Origin of the sequence: Rhodocytophaga rosea (assembly GCF_010119975.1) — a bacterium.
GTDB classification, from domain to species: domain Bacteria; phylum Bacteroidota; class Bacteroidia; order Cytophagales; family 172606-1; genus Rhodocytophaga; species Rhodocytophaga rosea.
This window is the reverse complement of sequence record NZ_CP048222.1, coordinates 6,667,119-6,687,875: the sequence shown is the minus strand read 5'-3', so window position 1 is coordinate 6,687,875 and position 20,757 is coordinate 6,667,119. Positions and strand designations below refer to the sequence as shown.

At 41.4% G+C, this 20,757-nt stretch carries 16 protein-coding genes; 7 read left to right on the top strand and 9 right to left on the bottom strand.

Features of this window, described 5'->3' with window-relative positions; genetic code table 11:
• Positions 1-133 precede the first annotated feature (133 nt).
• The 5 genes from hemN to GXP67_RS27535 all read right to left on the bottom strand — a co-directional run bounded on the left by hemN (position 134) and on the right by GXP67_RS27535 (position 6,081).
• A complete protein-coding gene (hemN, locus tag GXP67_RS27555) occupies positions 134-1,504 on the bottom strand; it encodes an oxygen-independent coproporphyrinogen III oxidase (RefSeq protein WP_162446108.1) in 1,371 nt (456 codons plus the stop codon).
• Positions 1,505-1,680: 176 nt separating this feature from the next.
• Positions 1,681-2,226, bottom strand: a complete 546-nt coding sequence (locus GXP67_RS27550; protein WP_232064627.1) for an O-acetyl-ADP-ribose deacetylase — start codon at positions 2,224-2,226, stop codon at positions 1,681-1,683.
• Between the two features lie 109 nt (positions 2,227-2,335).
• Positions 2,336-4,561 (bottom strand): bifunctional alpha,alpha-trehalose-phosphate synthase (UDP-forming)/trehalose-phosphatase, encoded by a 2,226-nt coding sequence (locus GXP67_RS27545; RefSeq protein WP_162446107.1) that lies wholly within the window; start codon positions 4,559-4,561, stop codon positions 2,336-2,338.
• 218 nt (positions 4,562-4,779) lie between these two features.
• Positions 4,780-5,898 (bottom strand): mechanosensitive ion channel family protein, encoded by a 1,119-nt coding sequence (locus GXP67_RS27540; RefSeq protein WP_162446106.1) that lies wholly within the window; start codon positions 5,896-5,898, stop codon positions 4,780-4,782.
• A gap of 12 nt (positions 5,899-5,910) precedes the next feature.
• Positions 5,911-6,081 (bottom strand): DUF2256 domain-containing protein, encoded by a 171-nt coding sequence (locus tag GXP67_RS27535; protein ID WP_162446105.1) that lies wholly within the window; start codon positions 6,079-6,081, stop codon positions 5,911-5,913.
• A 97-nt stretch (positions 6,082-6,178) separates the two neighbouring features.
• Here GXP67_RS27535 and GXP67_RS27530 point away from each other — a divergent pair, with 97 nt between their 5' ends.
• Complete coding sequence (locus tag GXP67_RS27530; RefSeq protein WP_162446104.1) at positions 6,179-6,472, top strand: TIGR03643 family protein; 294 nt, start codon at positions 6,179-6,181, stop codon at positions 6,470-6,472.
• Between the two features lie 133 nt (positions 6,473-6,605).
• Here GXP67_RS27530 and GXP67_RS27525 read toward each other — a convergent pair whose 3' ends face one another.
• On the bottom strand, positions 6,606-7,799 hold the full coding sequence (locus GXP67_RS27525) for a porin (protein ID WP_162446103.1): 1,194 nt from the start codon (positions 7,797-7,799) through the stop codon (positions 6,606-6,608).
• Between the two features lie 49 nt (positions 7,800-7,848).
• Complete coding sequence (locus tag GXP67_RS27520) at positions 7,849-9,411, bottom strand: methyl-accepting chemotaxis protein (RefSeq protein WP_162446102.1); 1,563 nt, start codon at positions 9,409-9,411, stop codon at positions 7,849-7,851.
• Positions 9,412-9,936: 525 nt separating this feature from the next.
• On the opposite strand from GXP67_RS27520, the gene GXP67_RS27515 reads away from it, so the two are divergent.
• Complete coding sequence (locus GXP67_RS27515; RefSeq protein WP_162446101.1) at positions 9,937-10,869, top strand: YihY/virulence factor BrkB family protein; 933 nt, start codon at positions 9,937-9,939, stop codon at positions 10,867-10,869.
• 47 nt (positions 10,870-10,916) lie between these two features.
• Here GXP67_RS27515 and GXP67_RS27510 read toward each other — a convergent pair whose 3' ends face one another.
• Positions 10,917-11,927, bottom strand: a complete 1,011-nt coding sequence (locus GXP67_RS27510; RefSeq protein WP_162446100.1) for an AraC family transcriptional regulator — start codon at positions 11,925-11,927, stop codon at positions 10,917-10,919.
• Between the two features lie 86 nt (positions 11,928-12,013).
• Between GXP67_RS27510 and GXP67_RS27505 the strand changes: the two genes are divergently transcribed.
• On the top strand, positions 12,014-12,454 hold the full coding sequence (locus GXP67_RS27505) for a DUF4345 domain-containing protein (RefSeq protein WP_162446099.1): 441 nt from the start codon (positions 12,014-12,016) through the stop codon (positions 12,452-12,454).
• A gap of 69 nt (positions 12,455-12,523) precedes the next feature.
• On the opposite strand, the gene purL is transcribed toward GXP67_RS27505, so the two are convergent.
• A complete protein-coding gene (gene purL, locus GXP67_RS27500; protein WP_162446098.1) occupies positions 12,524-14,764 on the bottom strand; it encodes a phosphoribosylformylglycinamidine synthase subunit PurL in 2,241 nt (746 codons plus the stop codon).
• Between the two features lie 188 nt (positions 14,765-14,952).
• On the opposite strand from purL, the gene GXP67_RS27495 reads away from it, so the two are divergent.
• From GXP67_RS27495 to GXP67_RS27480, 4 genes are all read left to right on the top strand, one after another.
• Complete coding sequence (locus GXP67_RS27495; protein WP_162446097.1) at positions 14,953-15,366, top strand: hypothetical protein; 414 nt, start codon at positions 14,953-14,955, stop codon at positions 15,364-15,366.
• A 114-nt stretch (positions 15,367-15,480) separates the two neighbouring features.
• Positions 15,481-16,764, top strand: a complete 1,284-nt coding sequence (locus tag GXP67_RS27490; protein ID WP_162446096.1) for an anthranilate synthase component I family protein — start codon at positions 15,481-15,483, stop codon at positions 16,762-16,764.
• 265 nt (positions 16,765-17,029) lie between these two features.
• The gene (locus GXP67_RS27485) at positions 17,030-18,760 is read left to right on the top strand and encodes a glycosyltransferase family protein (RefSeq protein ID WP_162446095.1); all 1,731 of its coding nucleotides are present in this window, start codon (positions 17,030-17,032) and stop codon (positions 18,758-18,760) included.
• Positions 18,761-19,115: 355 nt separating this feature from the next.
• Entirely contained in the window at positions 19,116-20,741 is a 1,626-nt protein-coding gene (locus tag GXP67_RS27480; RefSeq protein WP_162446094.1) for an ABC-F family ATP-binding cassette domain-containing protein, read from the top strand.
• Positions 20,742-20,757 lie beyond the last annotated feature (16 nt).

Below are 20,757 nucleotides of genomic sequence, written 5' to 3'. Positions count from 1 at the left end.
CATCAGTGATTAGTAAGGAAAGGTAGAAATATTAACTTTTACTTCTTTTCCACATCAAAAATCCTGAATTCAATTAACGCCTCTTTAGACTATTTTTTCTCGATACTATTTTCTTTTTTTGAAAAAGAAAACATCAAATGGCTTTGCTGAAAACCTGCTCTTTATGATAATTCATCTCCTGATGTCTGCGGTCGAAAACCATACATATATTCCGCACAAACGCTTTACCCAACTCAGTAACCTGCAAACTTTTTGCAGATACTATTATTAAGCCCTCCTGCTCCATCTGTAATAGTTGATAGTGTGATTCAAAAGGTAATACTTCTTTTAACTGAGGTGTCCATAAAACCTCACCCCTACAAATAATACTCAGAATACATTCTTTAATAAGCAGGTCTTCTTCTGAAAGAAAATGTCCTTTGTGTATTGCCAGATGCCCATCCGAAATGCTATTTTTAAAATCTTCCACTTTCTTGTGATTTTGCAAATAGGCATATTTCGCATCGCTGATAGAAGAAGTACCAAGTCCCAGAAGTAAATCTGTCTGGCAGGTAGTATAGCCCATAAAATTGCGATGCAAAGACTTGTTCAACATAGCCAGATGTAGAGCGTCACCAGGAAGTGCAAAATGGTCCATTCCAATATCGGCATAACCCAAAGCCTTGAATTTTTCCAGGCCCAGCTCATATAAAGCCCGTTTTTTTACATCATCTGGAAGATCTTTTTCTGTATAGCTCCGTTGTCCGGGTTTAATCCATGGTACATGTGCATAGGAATAAAAAGCAATCCGGTCGGGCATTAATAAGGCCACTTTATTGATGGTATCTTCAATACTTGCCAATGTCTGAAAAGGAAGGCCGTAGATAAGATCGAAATTTACGGAAGCATATCCGATTTTTCTGGCAGCCTCTGTCACACGCTGCACATTTTCGAAAGGCTGAATGCGGTTAATAGTTCTCTGTACTTTCTTATCAAAATCCTGTATGCCAAAACTCACCCTTCGGAAGCCCAGGTCGTATAATACCTGCAAATGAGAGGTAGTCGTATTATTGGGATGCCCTTCAAAACTAAATTCATGTTCGGGATGAATACTGGCATTTCTGAAAATCCCCTCTATCAATAGACTGAGATTTTCAGGACTGAAGAAAGTAGGAGTACCACCTCCCAGATGCAATTCCCGTATGATAGGTATTTCACCAAAACTTTGCAGATAGATGGCCCATTCTTTAAGTACAGCCTCCAAATACCCTAGTTCAACACCGTGATTTCTGGTAATGCGTGTATTACAGCCGCAATAGGTACATAAGCTTTCGCAGAAAGGCAGGTGAATGTACAAACTGATTCCCTTTTCTGCATTGGTTTCCTGGAAGGTACGCTCCACTACCTGCATCCATTGAAATTGTTCTGGTGTTTGTGGCTCCCAGCAGGGTACCGTAGGATAACTGGTATATCTAGGCGCTGGTACATTGTATTGTAGAATCAGTTCTTCTTTGGTGAGTTTCATACTGGGTTTACTATTACTTAAACCAAATGAAAAGTATATCTATGTTTCCCTCATGGGATGAATAGACATCATTTGATTACCGTAAATATAGACTTCGATTTTCTGCCGGAGGATGACAAAAACAAGCTCACCTGATGATTTTTATCAGTTAAAGGTAGTATCCGGAAAATTAGCGCTTAACCGGTAATGGCTTTCTGGTAAATAGTAAAATTCTCATCATCGAAGCAGACAAAAAGAATAGTATCAAAACTACCGGGGTGATCTTTAAGATATTGATTTACAGTGGCAATGGCAACATCAGCCGCTAATTCTTTCGGATAGCCATAAATACCTGTACTGATATTTGGAAAGGCAATGGTGCGGCAATCATTTTCCAGAGCCAGTTGCAGACTGTTCCGGTAGGCATTGGCCAATAACTGAGGTTCGTTGCGGTTGCCTCCCTGCCACACTGGCCCCACCGTATGAATCACAAATCTGGCTGGTAGTTTCCCTGCTGTAGTAATTACGGCTTCTCCGGTTGCACACCCGCCCTGCCTGGCCCGTATTTGCATACATTCTTCCAAAATCTGCCTCCCTCCTGCCCGGTGAATGGCACCGTCTACCCCTCCTCCTCCCAAGAGAGATGAATTAGCAGCATTTACAATGGCATCTGTTTCTACCTTGGTTATGTCTCCCTGAATGAGTTGTATTACTTGTTGCTGCATTTTCTCAGTATTAGGCATTGAATTAAAATTTAAGCGTCAAAGATAAGAATTCTTTACAGGCTTGTTAAGAGAAAAGACAGCCAAAGCAGCTGTCTTTTCTCTATTTTTATTACCGAATGACCGGTTATCAGGCTGTCATATCTACCTTTTTATAATCAGAGGCAATTCCTTGTTGTTCGCTCAGCACGTGCAGAATACGTAGCACATCCCGGTTGGAATCAATATTATAATGAGCCGCTGTCTGGTTATGGCCTACTTTAATGGTAAAAGCATTGGTATATGAACCTACGGCTTTAAAGGTATCTTCATCTGTATAATCGTCGCCAATCGCCAGAATAAAGCCTTCCGGATTGCGCTGTGCCCATCCTTCGGCAGCATGTCCTTTATTGATACCAGCATTTTTAACTTCTATTACTTTATTTCCCTCCAGAATCTGAAGACGCATACGGGAAGTATACTGGGATAAGGTTTCGAGTAACTCATGCACCCGTATTTCGGCCAGACCCTGATCTGCCTTGCGGTAATGCCATACGAGGGAATAATCTTTCACTTCAATGAACGTACCTGGTGTACGATCGACAAATGTTTCCATTACGCCTTTTAGCTCCTGCTTCCATTCCTGATCGATCATATCTGCCCTCGTCCATTCGCCACTAGGCTCTTTAGACCATACGCCATGCTCAGCAATAATGCCAATATTGAGTTTTCCCAGCCAGCGCTCAAGCGAATTTTTATCACGGCCGCTGATCACTACCACTGAATTCTCTGGATGGTCGCTGAGTTTTTTGAGCAAGTTATAAAGGTATTCATCCGGAGAAACTTTTTGAGGATCATCCTGGAAATCAACTAGTGTACCATCATAATCAAGCAAGAAAAGGCGTTTATCAGATTCGTTATACGATTTTGTCAAGCGGGCCAGAATTTCATCGTTAAACTGCTTTTGCTTTATTTTTTCAGTTGCCAGCCTTACTTCCCGGAGCCTGTCCATAAATACCTGCGACCAGCGTTTCACATTATAACGTTTCAGGGTTTGCTGCATGGCTGCATTGCGCTTGATCTGTTCCTGTTGCGGCATAGTAAGTGCCGTATGAATAGCCCGTACAATGTCGTGCCAGTCGCTGGGATTTACATGAATAGCCTCAGTCAATTCTTTGGCAGCACCAGCCATTTCGCTTAGAATCAATACGCCGGTCTGGTCGGTTTTAGAAGCAATGTATTCCTTGGCAATCAGGTTCATCCCATCCCGAAGCGGCGTAATCAGTGCCACATCCGACATGTAGTAAATAGCGGCTAAGGTATGGAAAGGTAAAGCCCGGTAGAAATAGTGAATAGGTGACCAGCGCAGGGTATTATATTTTCCGTTAATCCGTCCTACAGCTTCGTCGATCTGCTCTTTCAGGTTCTGATACTGATCTACCCCCGCACGGGAAGGCACCAGAATCACCAGCAATGTAACTTGTCCCTGGTATTCGGGATATTTGCCCAGAAAACGTTCAAAAGCAATAATACGCTCCAGAATACCTTTTGAGTAATCCAGGCGGTCTACCGATAATATTATTTTATCTTTCCCCAATTGCTGCCGTAGCTCAATAATCTCTTTAATGGTTTCTTTCTCATATACGGCATTGGCAAATTTATCATAATCAATACCCATCGGGAAAGAATCTACTTCTACTACCCGGTTTGCCATATTAATTCTGCCTAAATGGTGGTTCAGGTCCAGAATACGGGTGGCTGCACTCAGGAAATGGCGCATATAATCGAAGGTATGAAAACCTACCAGGTCAGAACCCAGAATGCCTTGTAACACTTCTTTCCGCCAGGGAAGTGTCCGGAATATCTCGTAGGAAGGAAAAGGAATATGCAGGAAGAAACCAATGGTTGCATCCGGAAAGATTTCACGCAGCATACCTGGCAACAACATCAACTGGTAATCGTGTACCCAGAACACATCATCTGGCTGGGCGATCTTTTTAATTTCATCACAGAAAAGCTGGTTTACTTTCCGGTAATATTCCCAATACGACTTTTTGTAGGTGGTATACTGGGTAAAATAGTGAAAAAGCGGCCAGATGGTTTTATTGCTGAATCCTTCATAGAAGTTATCATACTCATGATCGGTCAGAAATACGGGCTGCATATTGTCCGCATTGAGTTTCTGCTTAAGTTCAGCCTGATCTTTAGGTGCTTCTATGGTACTGCCGGGCCAGCCTACCCAGTAATTTTCTTTAACAGTATCAGTAGAGCTTAAGCCGGTAGCTAAGCCGCCTACACTCGTGGTATACACAAAATTATCATCTACAAGTTTTACCGATATAGGCAATCTGTTAGATATGGTTATCAGGCGGGGCATAGGTGTGTCGTTTGGTGAAGATTCAAAAATTTATAGTACAATATACATTCTTTTAAAGAAAACAAAGAAAAAACATATAAAATAGTTGTTTTTTTATAGTCTGCCTATTTCATTTTCAACAATCAATAGTCGTTGGCCAGGGGTGATGGGAAGATAATAAATCAACTCATTTACACTGACCTATATCTTGGAACTAATCCTTATCGGCCATAGTCTGTTTATCCTCTGGCTTGCTGTATAGAAAGGTCTGAAATGGACTCAGCAGTCTTATTTTCAGCTACCGGATTCAGTTCCATTCTGGTATGTGGCAGACTATTGGGATAGTTTTTTTTTAGAAATTGAATCATCTTTTCACGTATCAGACAGCGTAAATCAAAAGAGTTTCCCGAATTGCTTGCGCTGGCTATCATCCGGATCTCTATCGTTTTCTCGGTAGCATTGGTTACCTGTAAGGCAGCGGTACGTTTATCCCACAATGGCGTTTCATTCAAAATCCGGTTGAATTCCTCCCTTAGCTTCTCTACCGGCGTTGAGTAATCTGTAAATAGAAACACCGTTCCAATCAGTTCAGTGGACGTTCTTGTCCAGTTTTGAAAGGGTTTTTCCAGAAAATAGTTGATAGGCACAATCAGGCGGCGTTCATCCCACAGTTTCAGTACTACATAGGTAAGCATAATTTCTTCTACCCGGCCCCATTCTCCCTCTATTACCACTACATCATCAATACGGATGGGCTGTGCAATAGCAATCTGGATACCAGCCAGGATAGTACCCAGACTTTTCTGGGCAGCAAAACCCACAATAATACCTACAATACCAGCCGAAGCCAGCAGACTTACGCCCACTTCCCGGATCTTTTCAAAGGTCATCAGCGCGATAGCAATGGCAAAAATCACGATCAGGAAAACTGCGAGGCGTTCGATAATGCGGAATTGCGTAAACATTTTCCTGGCATGAAGGTTATTTTCTGCCTTTACATCATAATTCTTCACCAGTATTTCCCGGATCATTCCTATGATCCGGATACACAAATTAGCTACGGCTGCAATCAGCAATACGGTAAGAATATGCCCGATCACATGATCCAACTCTATACCTAAAGCGGGCGAAATAATTACGATCGCCAACAGAATTAATATATACCTGGTCGGCTGATACAGATATTCATTCAACAGGTGACCAAAGTACATCTCTGAGCGGCGGCTCCAGTTCTCAAGGAACTTAAATAAGACTTTATGGGCAATCAGGGCAACAATGATGGCAATAATCAGCAAGGCAATTGTACCCACCTGACCCCATTGTGCACGAAAATTAGCAGCAATTTCTTCCAGATTCATATTATATTACTATTATGCAGGCTTCTTATCTGTACGGGATTCTGCTGGCATGGTTTTCAGGCTCCGGCACTTATCGCTGCAATATTTTACGGCCTCCCAGCAGTTTTTCCATTTTTTCCGCCAGGTAAACGGACGGTTACAAACTTCACAAATTTTTTCCGGTAGGTAAGCTTTTTTGTGCATTTTATGTATTCACTGGGCAATTTTATAACTTTTTATTAAACAAAGCATAGTTGCCATTGTTTGAAATATATAATCGTGTTAACAAATCAGATCCTCTATGTCAGACAAGCAAATACATCGACTTACTTCATCCGATATGGACCGTATTATTGAAATGGCCTGGGAAGACCGAACGCCTTTTGAGGCAATTGAATTTCAGTTTGGTTTAAGTGAACAGGAAGTAATTGTGCTGATGCGCAAGCATTTAAAGCCGTCATCCTGGAGAATGTGGCGAAGCCGGGTACAAGGCAGGGTAACCAAGCATCTGGGCAAACGGTTAGAAGAAGTAGATAGATTTAAATGCAGCCGACAAAAAAGTGTTTCCTTAAATAGAATCAGCAAACGTCATTAAAACTTATTGGTTATTAGTGCACTAGTTATCAGTTATATAGACCAAACCATATAAATAATGTAAATAAAAAGCCTCTATCTAAGCTTTGAACTTAGGCAGAGGCTTTTTCATAAGTAGTAAAAATATTTGCCGTTTATAGCATCAGCAAAAATCCCAGACCGGCATAGTTGCCTTTCTGAAAGCTTACTCCATCTGTAAACCCATTTTTGCCATGTCCATCCTGCCATACATAATGAAGGCTTAGTTTTAAATTGTTTTTATTCAGGTACCAGTTGATACCTGCATTGTATTCTTTATCTTCTCCTTTAAACTGTCCGCCGGTATCGCCATAAAAAACTGAAGTCATCAGCACAGGCTCCAGAAATATTTTTCGCTTCACAATCAAGTTGTAACCCAGCCGGATATGCCCGGTTTGTGCCTGAAACTTGGTACCCTCCAGATTCCGGTCCAGCCAGAACCACTCTCCGTCAATATTGAGATTATTATAATTGAGCAACACATCTATACCAGTGATATGGTTATATTTAAAAACATCTGTTCTGGCCTGTGAGGTACCATTCAGGGCAACCGTGATACCTTTACGTTTGTTAAAAAAATTAACATTATAGTTGATGCTATATTTGTCCATTTCCGGATCGCCAAAAGTAAGGGCAAGTCTGCCAGCCAGTAAAGGGCTCCAGTATTTTCCGGCCGTTTCGGTAGAAGGTCCGGTAGTATTATTATTAAATATCCCCACATTATAGTTTACCCCAAATTTACCTTCGGTTTTTTGTCCGCCCAGGTTGAGGCCCAAAGCCCGGCCAAAACTCTTGCCAACCATATGCTGCCTGATATAGGACTGTGCCAGCGATTTGTCGAAGGAATTGGCAATCAGATCACCTGTAATACTTTCCCGGCTGATCTGCGGACGGAAATAGCCAAAGGTGAGAATAGCTTTATCACTTTTTTTAGAAATTTTCCAGCCCATATAGGCATCGATCACTCCTACTTGTCCATCATTTACACCAGCTCTGGTGGCACTAAACCTATCCCGGCCCAGGTTATCGTAATGCAACATCAGAAAATAACTGAAGTTTTTATAAGGGTTTCCTTTAAATCCTAATCTGGCTCTGCGTGCGGAAAAATTCAGGCGGTTGCTTACTGGCTCCAGAGGTCCATTTGCCACTAAACGTTCTTTTTCGTTCATGGTATAAATGCTCCACAGTTGGATAGATGCCATCGGCTGAACATACTTAAATAAACTATCAGGCTTGACCCACCAAGTTTCCTGGGCAAAACTGATGGCTGGTAATAGTATACAGATAAATGTTTGTAAAAACTTTCTCATTAGTGTTAATATAAAAATGTAATTCTGTAAAAAATCAGGTTGCAGCAGATCAATGAGCGATATACTTTTTGTTTTCTTTTGAATAGGTATCTGCATTGGTTTTAAAAATGGATACCGACTCTATCAGGCTATGTGCCTGACCGGTGAGTTCTTCTGCACTGGAAGCTAATTCTTCAGCGAGTGCCGCATTTTCCTGTACTACTTTTGTTAGTTTGTCTACGGCGGTATCGATCTGATCAACGGCGGAGTTCTGTTCTGTACTGGAAAGTGCGATCTGCTGTACTAAACTGGCGGTTGCCTGGATCTGCGGAATCAGATCGGCTAGTTTCTTACCCGATGCTTCGGCTACAGCCACACTGGTTACCGAGATCGCATCTATTTCTTTGGCTGCTTTTTGGGTATGTTCGGCAAGTTTTTTTACTTCATTGGCTACTACCGCAAAGCCTTTTCCTGCATCACCGGCATGTGCGGCTTCAATGGCCGCATTTATAGCCAGAAAATTGGTTTTACCGGCTATTTCTTTAATAATAGATATTTTTTGTAAAATCGCTTGCATGGCATCAATGGTTTGTTCCACCGATTCATTGGCCACTTTAATATTTTCCACCGCTTTATTGGCTAAACTTTCCGTTTCACGGGCGTTGGTGGTATTATGATTAATACTGTTGGCTATTTGCTTAATAGAATAAGATATTTCTTCACTGGCAGCTGCCTGCTCATTTACTCCATTTGAGATCTGCTGGGCTGATACACTGATTTGAGTACTACTGGAAAGAAAATTATCAGCACTTGACTTAATCCCATTTACAATGGTGGCCATACGCTCAACCATGGTTTTTAGAGCAGCTAATACGAGGCTGGTTTCATCTTTGCCCTGCACAGCAATTTCCCTGGTAAGATCACCAGATGAGATTTTCTGGGTAATATCCACAGATTCTGATAAAGGAACGGAAATACTTCTGGTGAGTACAAATCCGCTTACAATGAAAATAAATACTATGGCAATAAAAATGCTGATCGAGTTAAGCTTGATTTTTTCACCAATCACCATACTGTTTTCATAAGAATTCTGCGATTCTTTCAAGTGTATCTCGGTGAATGTATTCATGGCTGCCCGCATAGGTTTGAAGGTATCTTTATATTCTCCAAAATACAGCAGAGATGCCTTTTCAAAATCCTTCTGCTGCAGATACCGTGTAATTTTGTCGGTAAGGGAAGCCAGCTTGGTATAATTGTCCCAGAAAGTGGCATTTGTAGCGGTAAATTCTTCTTTGGCTTCCAGATCGAAGGTTTCAGAAAACTGTGTATACCGTTCTTTTACCTGCTGCTTATTCTCCTCGATTTCGCCAAGCAGTTGATTGAATAATTCTCCATTCTCATATATATCTTTTTGCAAACACTGGCTGATGGCAATACTGGATTGATAGGCATCCCGGTCAGCTTCAATCAGGTAATCGATACTTAGTAAAGATGCATTCATCTTTACCACAGATGCTTCTGATGAACGCAGGCTATCTAAGTTATATACCAGGTTCACCACACTCAGCAAGATAATCAAGCCAAAAACAAAATAGAGCCGTTTCCAGATCTGGAATTTATAGATGAAATTCATAGCTAATTAAGAATAGAAATATGTTTATTGGTTAAAAAATAAAAACCTGACCGGGTTAAAAAAATAATTATTGAGGATTATGCTCTCTGATTCCAATATAGCATCCACCCAATCATTGCATCGCAAAAGAACGATTGTTTAAAAAACTATTTATGTTAAAAAATGCCCTACATCATCTGTGTAAGGTTTTCTTCAGGAAAAGCAACACCCTATGCATAGGATTTGTCTTCTATCTGTAAATATCCCTTCTATACAAGGCATTCTAAATAAATTGATAAAATTATTTAGCAATAGCACATATCTTTTCCAGGAATAATCTCACCATAGTTTTAATAGAGTGTCAAAAATGCAGAGGTGCTATTTTTTACAATGGTAAGGTACATCTGCTGGGCTGGAAAGGGTAAGTCGCTGCCCTGCAATACTATAATACCTAAAATTAACTTTTTGCAAAAATGACCGGGATTCCAACGGAATGATTTCTTATGCGTATATCCTTCAGGCTTTTTATATGGCTGCGCAGCATTCATGGAAAAAATACTTGTTTCCGTCAGGAAAATCATTCCGGTTTTTATAGATGCTTTTGCCAGATTTAAAAGAAATGATCCTTTGCGTTTATCTTCATCTGTCGCATTTTTCACCATTTTTGCCCTCCCTCCTATTCTCATTCTGTTGATCCATCTATTGGGCTTTGTGTTTAGTGAAGAAATTGTGAGTGGCGAATTCTTCGAAGAATTAAGTGAAGCTTTTGGAAAAGCGACTGCCAGGCAATTACAGGTAATTTTCCACAACATTGAGGTAAAAAGTGGTTCCTATTTGTTTACTGCCATGGGTGTACTTTTCCTTTGTTTTGTATCGACTACGCTTTTTATGATTGTGCAGCAGTCTATTAATGAATTGTGGGACATTCAACTAAAACATACCAGCAGAAGAAGCCGTCTTTCCCGTATGATCAAAAACCGGCTCATGGCACTGCTGATTATTATTTGTACAGGTTTACTTGTTTTATCTTCCCTTATCTGGGATACAAGCCTGGTATTGATGGGTAAATATCTGGTAAAGCTCATTCCTGAATATTATGTATCCTTAGTACATGGGGGAAATCACTTGATTACTGCGCTGATCGCTATGATCTGGTTTGCCATCATCTTTAAATACCTGCCAGATGCCGATACTCCCTGGAGAGTAATATGGCTGAGTGCCGGGTTAACAGCACTGCTGTTTGAAATAGGTAAAATGATTCTGGGAAAACTGCTGGTAAATAGTGGGGTGACCTCAGTGTATGGAGCAGCCGGTTCTATAGTGATCATGCTTTTATTTATTTTTTATTCCTCCATGATCTTATTTTATGGAGCTTCTTTCGCTAAATCGTATTCTATATTTTCAGGCAAGCCTATTATTCCAAAAGAGTACGCCACTGAATATGAAATCAACGAAGTCAGCCGGGAAGACATCCGATAATCAAAGATTGTATCCTACCTACTTTGTTTGTAAACTGGCTACTCATTTTATTTAGTTTGCCTGACCTTTGTTGGGCTGATTCCGGTTTTTCGCTTGAATGCCCGGCTGAAATTTTGCAGACTGGTAAATCCGAGTAAAAAGGCTACTTCCTGAATTTGCATGCCAGGACGGGAAAGCAGTTGTGAGGCCATTTCGATCTGGTATTGTTCCAGCAATTGCTGATAGGTTTGATTTTCATCTTTCAACTTCCGTTGTAAAGTGCGGGCACTCATATTCAACATAGCCGCTACTTCCTCCAGTTTAGGATTATAATAGGCTTGTTTGCTATGAAGAATCCGAAGCACCTTACTGGCATATCCTGATTTTCCTTCCAGTTGCCGAAGCTTCTCCCTGCATACTTGCAGCATATTTTCATACATAAGTGGATTGGCCGAAATTAAAGGAAGCTGAGCGGTAGCTTTGTCAAATATAAGCGCATTCTCCGGCTGATTGAATTGTACGGCGCCGAAAAACTCTTGATAAGCTGGCTGGTATTGATTTTCAACCGGATGGGAAAAAGTAGTACGCATAGGTTTAATAAACTTTCCGCTTAAATATCCTGATAAAGAGAGCGTCAAGCTCATGGCATGTTCGGTAGCTAATGCAGCCGTTAACGGACTAGATTCAACCCAGCTGGCAGCCGGCTGGTACAATACGCTTACTTCTCCCTCGGCATTTTCCTGGATTGCATAGCTGAACATATCGCCCATTAAGGGAAAAAACTCTGTAAAACTCTTCCAAGCTAACTTTAAATTCGGACTGCTGGAGGTAAGGGGAGCAATCCATCCAAGCACAGAGAAGGTAATATTCTTACCAAAGCTCAAACTAATCAGCCGGTATCCGGTAAGTGCCAGCGCACTCTCCCATAATTTAATGCCCGTTTCCCAGGGCTGCATACCATCTGGCAGCAGAATGGAATCAACAGAAATTCCTGCATGACGATATACTTCTTCCTCCCTTATGCTAAAATAGGTGCAATTCCGGGCGATGGTCCGGAGAATTTCATTGTGTACCTGCATGTCGTAAAATGGCTATCTCTGTGTCGCAATAAGAAAAGCGTGTTGTTTCCATGTAGGCTTATTTTGTGCATATAAATATAACACTTATGACTACTAAAAAAATATTGCACGTTTTGTCCCTATGCCTGATTGGCCTGTGTGCCAGCGGCATTCTGATGGTAAGCATCATGGCCTTTATCAATCCTCAGTCTGTAATGGCTCTGGTAGGCGTTTCGTTACCCAATACAGATGCTTACAGTTCGATACGGGGCGTATATGGTGGTGCTGGTCTTACCATTTGTATCATTCTGGTATATCTGGCCATAAAAAACTCAAAACAAGGTTTACTGTGTATGGCCTTGCTGTGCAGTTTATATGCCATTTCGAGGCTCATTACGATTTTTGCAGAAGGAAATCTGGGTGAATTTGGGCAGCAATGGCTCCTTATTGAAAGTAGTATGGCTGTACTGGCTTTGCTGGTGTATGGCTTGAGAGCTAACTATGAAAAATACGCCCATCGCACATCACAAATAATAGCCACTTCTTAACGGAAGTGGCTATCGGTAAAACCAGATTCATATTTTCCAGGTATAAGCAAGCTATCCGCTTTCTTCGAATTATGCTTCCATAATTTTTCCAAGCGCATTATCATACAATTCCTTTGCACCAGCAGAAGTGAGCAATGGTTTTTCTTCCAGGCGGAAATCTGCTGCATGTACCTTACCCAGCAAGCTGAATTTAACCTGTGTGGCCTGCATCGCTTTAACAAAAGCATCATTCCCTTCTGGTGTTACAGAAACCACTACCCGGCTTTGGCTTTCACCAAATAGAAAAGCATCCAGGCGTATATTCTTATCAGGGTTGATATTAAATCCTAATCCACGGGGCATCGCCGATTCTGCCAATGCTGCAAACAAACCACCATCTGATACATCATGCGCCGATTCGATCATCCGTTTAGTAACTAAATCTTTAATTACTGCCTGAACAGCAAATTCGTCTTCCAGGTCAAAATGTGGTGCTGGCGATTCTTTTACGCCCAGGTAAGAATACAAATATTGCGAACTTGCCAGGTCATTTCTCGACGCTCCGACCAGATAGATCAGATCTCCAGCCTTTTTAAAATCGAGTGTCATCTGGTTAGCAGGGTTTTCCATCAAACCCAGCATTCCAATAGTTGGCGTTGGAAATACAGGCCCTTCGTCAGATGACTGATTATAAAAGCTCACGTTTCCTCCGGTTACAGGCGTTGAAAACTTCTCACAGGCTTTTTTCATTCCTTTGATAGCACCTACAAACTGCCAGTATACTTCAGGCACATACGGATTTCCAAAATTAAGGCAATTGGTAATGGCAACAGGCTCTCCGCCACTGCATACAATATTCCTGGCTGCTTCGGCTACAGCAATGGCACAGCCCTGTTCCGGATCGGCCTGTACATACCGGGAATTACAATCGACAGTAATTACAATGGATTTATCAGAACCAAGCACCCGCACAATGGCAGCATCAGAAGGCGCATTGGTACTCCGGTTAGCGATGCCTACCATAGAATCATATTGCTCGTATACCCACTTTTTGGAAGCTATATTGGTATGAGATAAGATGTGTTTCGCTGCTTCACTGATGGCTTCTGTATTTTCAAAATCTTTAACCGACTGTATATCGAATTGCTGGTATTTTTTGTAGTAGGCAGGTTCTCTGTATTCCCGGTGATATACCGGGGCGCCTCCACCAAGTACTAAATCATCAGCTGGAACATCAGCGGCAAGTTCGCCATGCATGTAAAAATGGAGACGTTTGGTATCGGTTACGGTTCCGATCTGAGCGCAGTTCAAATCCCACTTATCAAATATAGCCTGCGTTTCTGCTTCCTTGCCCTTTTTCACTACGATCAGCATCCGCTCCTGCGATTCAGATAATAATATCTCAAACGGCACCATGTTCGCCTGCCTGGTAGGAACTTTATCTAAATGTATTTCCATGCCATGTTCGCCTTTGGCACTCATTTCTGAAGTTGAACAGATAATCCCGGCAGCACCCATATCCTGGATACCAATTACATTACCGCTGGCAATCACTTCCAGGGTAGCTTCCAGCAAGAGTTTTTCCTGGAAAGGATCGCCTACCTGTACAGCAGGCAATTTTTCAGCGGAGTGTTCGCCAATATCTTCGGAAGCGAAAGTAGCGCCATGTATCCCATCTTTTCCGGTAGCCGATCCCACAATAAACACTGGATTACCTACCCCATAAGAAATAGCTTTGGCCACCTGATCTGTTTTGACAATGCCGGCAGAGAAGGCATTTACAAGTGGATTCACATTAAAGGAATCATCAAAAAACACTTCGCCTCCTACCGTAGGAATTCCAAATGCATTGCCATAATTGCCGATTCCTCTGACTACTCCTTTTAACAAACGCCGGGTTTTGTCAAGTTTTAAATTGCCAAAACGCAGTGAATTCAGCTGGGCAATCGGACGGGCACCCATCGTAAAAATATCCCGGTTAATTCCGCCAACGCCCGTAGCTGCTCCCTGATAAGGTTCGATGGCAGAAGGGTGGTTGTGTGATTCTATTTTAAAGCTGCAAGCCAGTCCATCGCCGATATCCACCAGTCCTGCATTTTCTTCCCCGGCTTTTGCCAGCATTCTGGGAGAATCCTTAGGCAATGTTTTCAGCCAGACAATAGAATTTTTATAGGAACAATGTTCTGACCACATGACGGAGAAGATGCTCAGTTCAGTGAAATTAGGAGTACGCCCCAGTATCTGATTGATTTTCTCAAATTCCTCAGTTAATAAGCCTAATTTCCGGGCTGTTTCTACGGTTGGGAGGTGTGCTTCGGTGGATGGATGCATGAATGTATACGGGATGATGATTGGTAGACAGCCGCAAAAATAGAGAAAAAGCAACAAAAACTCTGATAAATTCCGGGTAACCCTTAATTTTTGGCAATTATGTTACACCTGTTATCAATCCCCGGAAAGTGACGATTTTTATCCCTCCCTTTAATTTAATTTTAATGTGTAAGTAAATTAATCCCAGTATGAACGTAAGTATACGCAGCAAAAGGGTATCTATCCTTTTCGTTGCATTAATAAGTAGCCTCTGTTCCTGTGTGCAGTTGCAGCGTAGCGAAGAGATTGTATCACAGCAGCAACTAGAAGAAGAAAGCAATTATATTAATGAAGTACACGTGTTTGTAACGCAGCCCACTGCGAGAGCCTATCAGGAAACCATGCGGTATGAGGCCATTGGCAGCAATATTTCCTCCTTTGAACATGTGTTAAAACGGGTTAAAAAGAGAGCCCGTAAAGATGGTTGCGAAGCCCTGGTACAAGTAAAATTCTACCGGCAAATGTTTGGGAATGGCAAATTAGGAAGTTCCTTCCCAAAAGTTGAAGCCATTGGTATCCGCTATACTGACGATTATTATGGCCAGAGCAGCATCAAAGAATAACCCGAAGTCCAAATAGTAAGTTTGTAGCTCCGATCTTCATTCATTAAAAACAAAATACCAGAGGCTACAGACTAAGTTCTGTCAGATTCCTACCTTTGCTTTTTTGATTTGTCCATGCATGCAAGAAAGAAAGGGAGATTCTTAACAGACAATATTGAAGATTTTAAGCGTAGCACATTTTCCTGGGCACAACATTTCCAGCACATTCATTATTTTAATAATAACCAGTACTCCTTTCCTTTTGGCGCTTTTCCCAACATGCTGGCGATTGGCTCTGCCAGACAGTGCCACTTTTCGGGACAGCAGACGTTTGAAACATTACAGCAATTTCATCAGCAACACCAGGACTGGCTTGTAGGTTATTTTTCCTATGATTTAAAAAACGAAATTGAGGCATTAAGTAGCCTCCACCCCGATTATTTATCCTTCCCACTCGCTTATTTTTATATTCCCCAGCATATTATTCGCTTTGCAGAAGATCATATCTGGATAGAATCTCTGGAAGAACCTGCCGACATATACAAGCAAATCCTCTCCTACAGCGATACAAGTATTTCAACTCCGGTTATTGAAGTACCTATACAACAGCGCACCTCGAAAGAACTATATATTCAGCATGTAAATGAGCTAAAAAATCATATTCTGGAGGGAGATGTATATGAAATTAATTATTGTATGGAGTTTTTTGCGCAAGATGCAGCACTACAACCCTGGCAAACCTATCTGGCACTCAACCAGAAATCTCCCATGCCTTTTTCTGTTTTCCAGCGTATCGGTAACCAGTATATTTTGTGTGCGTCACCGGAACGTTTTCTAAAAAAACAAGGCAGCCGCTTACTCTCTCAACCCATCAAAGGAACAGCCGGACGTGGAAAAACGCCTGCAGAAGATGAGCATATCAAACTGCAGTTGCGGCATAATGAAAAAGAGATGGCCGAAAATATGATGATTGTAGACCTGGTACGCAATGACCTGGCCAGAAGTGCCCTGACGGGGAGTGTAACCGTAGAAGAAATGTTTGGCATTTACACCTTCCCTCAATTACATCAGATGATCTCTACTGTTTCGGCTACGCTTAAACCAGAAACCCCTTTTACAAAAGCCATCCGGAATGCCTTTCCTATGGGCAGTATGACTGGCGCTCCTAAGATAAAAGCTATGGAATTAATTGAGCAGTATGAGCAAGCCAGACGGGGATTATATTCTGGTGCTATCGGTTTTATTACGCCAGAAGGAGATTTCGACTTTAACGTTGTAATCCGTAGTATTCTCTATAACGCTCAAAATAAATATTTGTCTTTTCAGGTAGGTAGCGCTATTACCTACGATGCTGTGGCTGAACAGGAATATGATGAATGCCTGCTTAAAGCAAAGGCTATTCTGGAAGTACTACAATAAACCTGTACACAGTTATTTCGAGACGATTGCCTTCATTGGTAAATAGCTTCTGTTATCTTTTATTAAATCAACTATCCATTAGCAACCAGGTAAAATTATATTGCATCCAATGAAAGGCCTATAATGAAGAGAAGATAGAAATTTCACATTCTAAGCTCATTCACACCAGTTTAATTGCATATCATACATAGCAATAGAGGATCTCGCCATTCTGTACCAAATATTATTTGTTACTTGTATTTAGAATTAATTAAGCGCATCACGAATGAATCTGAGCACATTACAACGGATAAAAGAAAAATCCTTTATGGAAGATTATTTCTTTTCCTTTCGTTCCAGAACGGTATGGATGGATGTTGCATTTCTGAGCCTGATCATGCTTTTTTCCATCATCCTGTATATTGATAAAATTGGCTTTTACAGTGATGACTGGATTTATCTGGCCTATTATAAAACAGTGGCCAAACAATCGCTAAAAGGATTTTATGACGTACTCATCGTATCTCCCAATATAACCTCCCGTCCGGTACAAGCCTTCCTGCAAGCCTTATCATACTGGCTCTTTGGCATGGAACCCCTAGGGCATCACCTGATGAATTCAGGTATCATTTTAACAGGTGTACTTATATTCTATTTTATTTTACGGAAGCTTCAAATCGGTCGAACCGTAGCTTTAAGTATTGCAGCTATATTCATTTTGCTGCCTCATTATTCGACAGACCGCCTCTGGTTTTCGGCCTTTATGGTTAGCCTAAGCATGACCCTGTATTTTATAAGCCTATATGCAGATTTGCAGGTCTTACAAAGCAAAAGTATACGGATTTACTTCTGGAAGGCACTTAGCATTTTTGGCCTGGTATGCAGTTCTTTAAGTTATGAAGTATTTATGCCTCTCTTTTTTATCAATCCATTTCTAGTATGGTTAAGTGCATATCAGTTAAAAAATTCGGAAAAAGGCCAGGTGGCCTCAACCAAAAAATGGTCGCTGCTGTTTCTGCTCAATTTGCTGGCTATGTTTATGGTTGTTGTATATAAAGTGACTACTGCTTCCAGAATGGGAATTCACGGTGGTTTATTTGCACATATAAAATGGTTCGCTAAACTGATAGCTAAAGCAGTGATGGTAAGTTATGGAGAGTACGGCATAGCTTTACCAAGGGTAGTCGCAACTTCTGTGAGTAAATATCCAAGTACGCCCATCTTACTCATGAGTATGGTGGTGGGCTTATTGATTTTTGGCTATATATATCAGGCTATACGTAAGATTGAAAAGTATAAGGAGAGTACTTTGCCATTTCTTATTGTATTATGTGCAGGTTTCCTGGTATTCGGTGCCGGATACGGTATTTTCCTTTCTAACCAGAATGCATCCATCACGCCTACCGGAATTGGTAATCGTATTGTCCTGGCAGCATCGGTGGGAGTGGCCATCTCTTTTGTGGGCATGATCGGATGGTTGAGCACCTTTCTTTCTTCTGCAAAGCTGTTTAGAATTGTATACAGTATGCTTATTGCCTTGCTAGGTACAGGCTCATTTATTGCCTCCAACACGATTGCCTCTTTCTGGGTGGATTCTACCAGGAAGCAAGAACAAATCATAGCAGATATAAGTAAACAGTTTCCTACTTTGCCTGATGGAAGTACGCTAATCCTGGACGGAATTTGTCCTTATTCCGGACCAGCAGTGGTATATGAATCCAGCTGGGATTTGTGTGGATCACTAATGATTCTCTATAATAAATTCGATTTGAACGCCAATATTGTAACGCCCAACCTGAAAGTGCGGAAAGATGGCTTGAATGCGTATTTGTATGCAGGTGCTAATTTTACACACCATCCATACAATGATAAAATGTTTATCTACCATATCGGCCGGAAATCTATACACTATATTCCTGACTCCTTAGCTGCCCAGAAATACTTTCAGGAATTTAATCCGACTTTTAATAATGACTGCCCTACAGGTGCCGAAGGAATGGGTGTAGAAATATTTTAGAAAGAATTCCATTCAGTTATTCTAAAGTTTATTGGCAAGATTTTAAGGTAATTCAGTAATCTGTTCATTTAATGACCATGCACCCTTTTACTTTGCTACTGGATATAAAGCGAGATAGTACATATTTTAATCAATTATCAACAAAAATACCCGTAACTCATTCGTCCTACCGGTGATATAGTACAGCCGTATATTAACCGGATAATTCGCCTTTTGTAAAATTTTCCGGTCAATGCTTCTTTATATGCTTATTCCTATATTAACTTTGTGTCCTTGTTGAACCTAAGTTTACTCCAATGAAAATCACAACATCATCTGCATCTAAAGTATTCTCCACTCTAAATTCGATGATTGTATGTGTATTACCGTTCAACAACTCTCCTATCAGCTCCCCAGCGGACAAACGCTGTTTCATAATTTAACTTTTACGATTGCTGCCGGAAAAACCGGTCTTACTGGTGATAATGGCACCGGCAAATCTACGTTGCTGCAACTGATTTCCAGAAATCTGCAACCAACTATTGGAACCATTACTATCGAAGGAAATATAGCTGCCCTTCCACAGGATTTTTCCCTTTTTAGTGCGCATTCTGTTGCTCAGGTACTTGGTGTGGATAAACAATTAGAAGCGCTGCATCATATTCTTTCTGGCTTGGGTACAGAACAAGATTATTTCATATTGGACGATGCCTGGGATCTGGAAGAAAGAATCGAAAACCTGCTACAACAAGCAAACCTTTCCCACATTAGCCTGCAAAAAGCGTTTTACAGCCTGAGTGGTGGCGAAATGTCAAGATTATTATTTGCCAGCCTGCTATGGAAAGAACCCGATTTTATCCTGCTGGATGAGCCTACTAATCATTTAGACACTCCTTCGCGAGAGGCATTCTACCAGATGATCAGTACCTATAAAAGAGGTATGCTGGTGGTAAGCCACGACCGGCAATTGCTCCGGATTATGGATAAAACCCTGGAACTTTCCACACAAGGGCTCAAGCTCTATGGCGGTAATTATGATTTTTATCAGGCGCAAAAAGAAATAGAGCAGGCTGCTGCTGCACAGCAATATGCCAATGCCCGGGCTGACCTGAAGAAAAGCATATGCCAACAACGTCAAATGCTTGAAAAGCAGGAAAAAAGGAGCGCGCGAGGTGAAAAACAGAATATTCAGAAAGGGATGGACAAAATGGCATTGAACTATATGAGAGATGCCTCTGAGAAAACTATGTCATTCACAAAGTCTGTACAGGCAAGCCGGATGAAAGAACTGGAGACAAAAGTAACAGCAGCCAAAGAACGCTTACCTCAAACACATACCATTACCATTGATCTGGAAACACATCAGATACCTGCCGGTAAAAAATTAATTATTGCAAGCCAGCTGAACTATGAGTTTCCTGAACAACAGCAAACCTTATGGGCAGAAGCTTTAGATTTTGAATTATCAGGTGGGCAACGGCTTTGCCTGAGTGGGAATAATGGTTCTGGTAAGTCTACTCTCCTTCATTTAATTACAGGCCAGCTTCAGCCTACGCAGGGAAATATATATGTAGGAACCCAACGGATAGGCATTCTCGATCAGAAGCTAGCTTTGCTGGATAATGAACTTACGCTGCTGGAGAATGTGCGCCGGTTCGCGCCTGATGGTTTGCCTGAACATGAACTCCGCATCCGCCTGGGCAGATTTTTATTCTATCATGAAACCGTTTTTAAAAAAGCAGATGTATTGAGCGGGGGCGAAAAAATGCGTGCTGCCCTGGCATGCCTGCTGGTAACTGGTGCTTCCCCGGACTTACTGATTCTGGATGAACCTACCAATAACCTCGATATATCCAGTATTCATGAACTTGTGAGCGCTTTGACGCAATTTCATGGCTCTATTATAGTGGTTTCGCATGACCAGGATTTTCTGAAAGATATAGGCATTACACATGAATTACGGTTAGACCGGCATGAACCCTACCAATGGAAGATCTGGTAATTAACCTATCTTTCAA

What these genes read in the sequence shown, in the direction of transcription:
- GXP67_RS27550 (WP_232064627.1), bottom strand. Translation starts at nt 2,226, where the DNA reads ATGCCTAATACTGAGAAAATGCAGCAACAAGTAATACAACTCATTCAG.
- GXP67_RS27490 (WP_162446096.1), top strand. Translation starts at nt 15,481, where the DNA reads ATGCATGCAAGAAAGAAAGGGAGATTCTTAACAGACAATATTGAAGAT.
- GXP67_RS27525 (WP_162446103.1), bottom strand. Translation starts at nt 7,799, where the DNA reads ATGAGAAAGTTTTTACAAACATTTATCTGTATACTATTACCAGCCATC.
- GXP67_RS27540 (WP_162446106.1), bottom strand. Translation starts at nt 5,898, where the DNA reads ATGAATCTGGAAGAAATTGCTGCTAATTTTCGTGCACAATGGGGTCAG.
- GXP67_RS27510 (WP_162446100.1), bottom strand. Translation starts at nt 11,927, where the DNA reads ATGCAGGTACACAATGAAATTCTCCGGACCATCGCCCGGAATTGCACC.
- purL (WP_162446098.1), bottom strand. Translation starts at nt 14,764, where the DNA reads ATGCATCCATCCACCGAAGCACACCTCCCAACCGTAGAAACAGCCCGG.
- hemN (WP_162446108.1), bottom strand. Translation starts at nt 1,504, where the DNA reads ATGAAACTCACCAAAGAAGAACTGATTCTACAATACAATGTACCAGCG.
- GXP67_RS27515 (WP_162446101.1), top strand. Translation starts at nt 9,937, where the DNA reads ATGGAAAAAATACTTGTTTCCGTCAGGAAAATCATTCCGGTTTTTATA.
- GXP67_RS27520 (WP_162446102.1), bottom strand. Translation starts at nt 9,411, where the DNA reads ATGAATTTCATCTATAAATTCCAGATCTGGAAACGGCTCTATTTTGTT.
- GXP67_RS27545 (WP_162446107.1), bottom strand. Translation starts at nt 4,561, where the DNA reads ATGCCCCGCCTGATAACCATATCTAACAGATTGCCTATATCGGTAAAA.
- GXP67_RS27495 (WP_162446097.1), top strand. Translation starts at nt 14,953, where the DNA reads ATGAACGTAAGTATACGCAGCAAAAGGGTATCTATCCTTTTCGTTGCA.
- GXP67_RS27530 (WP_162446104.1), top strand. Translation starts at nt 6,179, where the DNA reads ATGTCAGACAAGCAAATACATCGACTTACTTCATCCGATATGGACCGT.
- GXP67_RS27505 (WP_162446099.1), top strand. Translation starts at nt 12,014, where the DNA reads ATGACTACTAAAAAAATATTGCACGTTTTGTCCCTATGCCTGATTGGC.
- GXP67_RS27480 (WP_162446094.1), top strand. Translation starts at nt 19,116, where the DNA reads ATGTGTATTACCGTTCAACAACTCTCCTATCAGCTCCCCAGCGGACAA.
- GXP67_RS27535 (WP_162446105.1), bottom strand. Translation starts at nt 6,081, where the DNA reads ATGCACAAAAAAGCTTACCTACCGGAAAAAATTTGTGAAGTTTGTAAC.
- GXP67_RS27485 (WP_162446095.1), top strand. Translation starts at nt 17,030, where the DNA reads ATGAATCTGAGCACATTACAACGGATAAAAGAAAAATCCTTTATGGAA.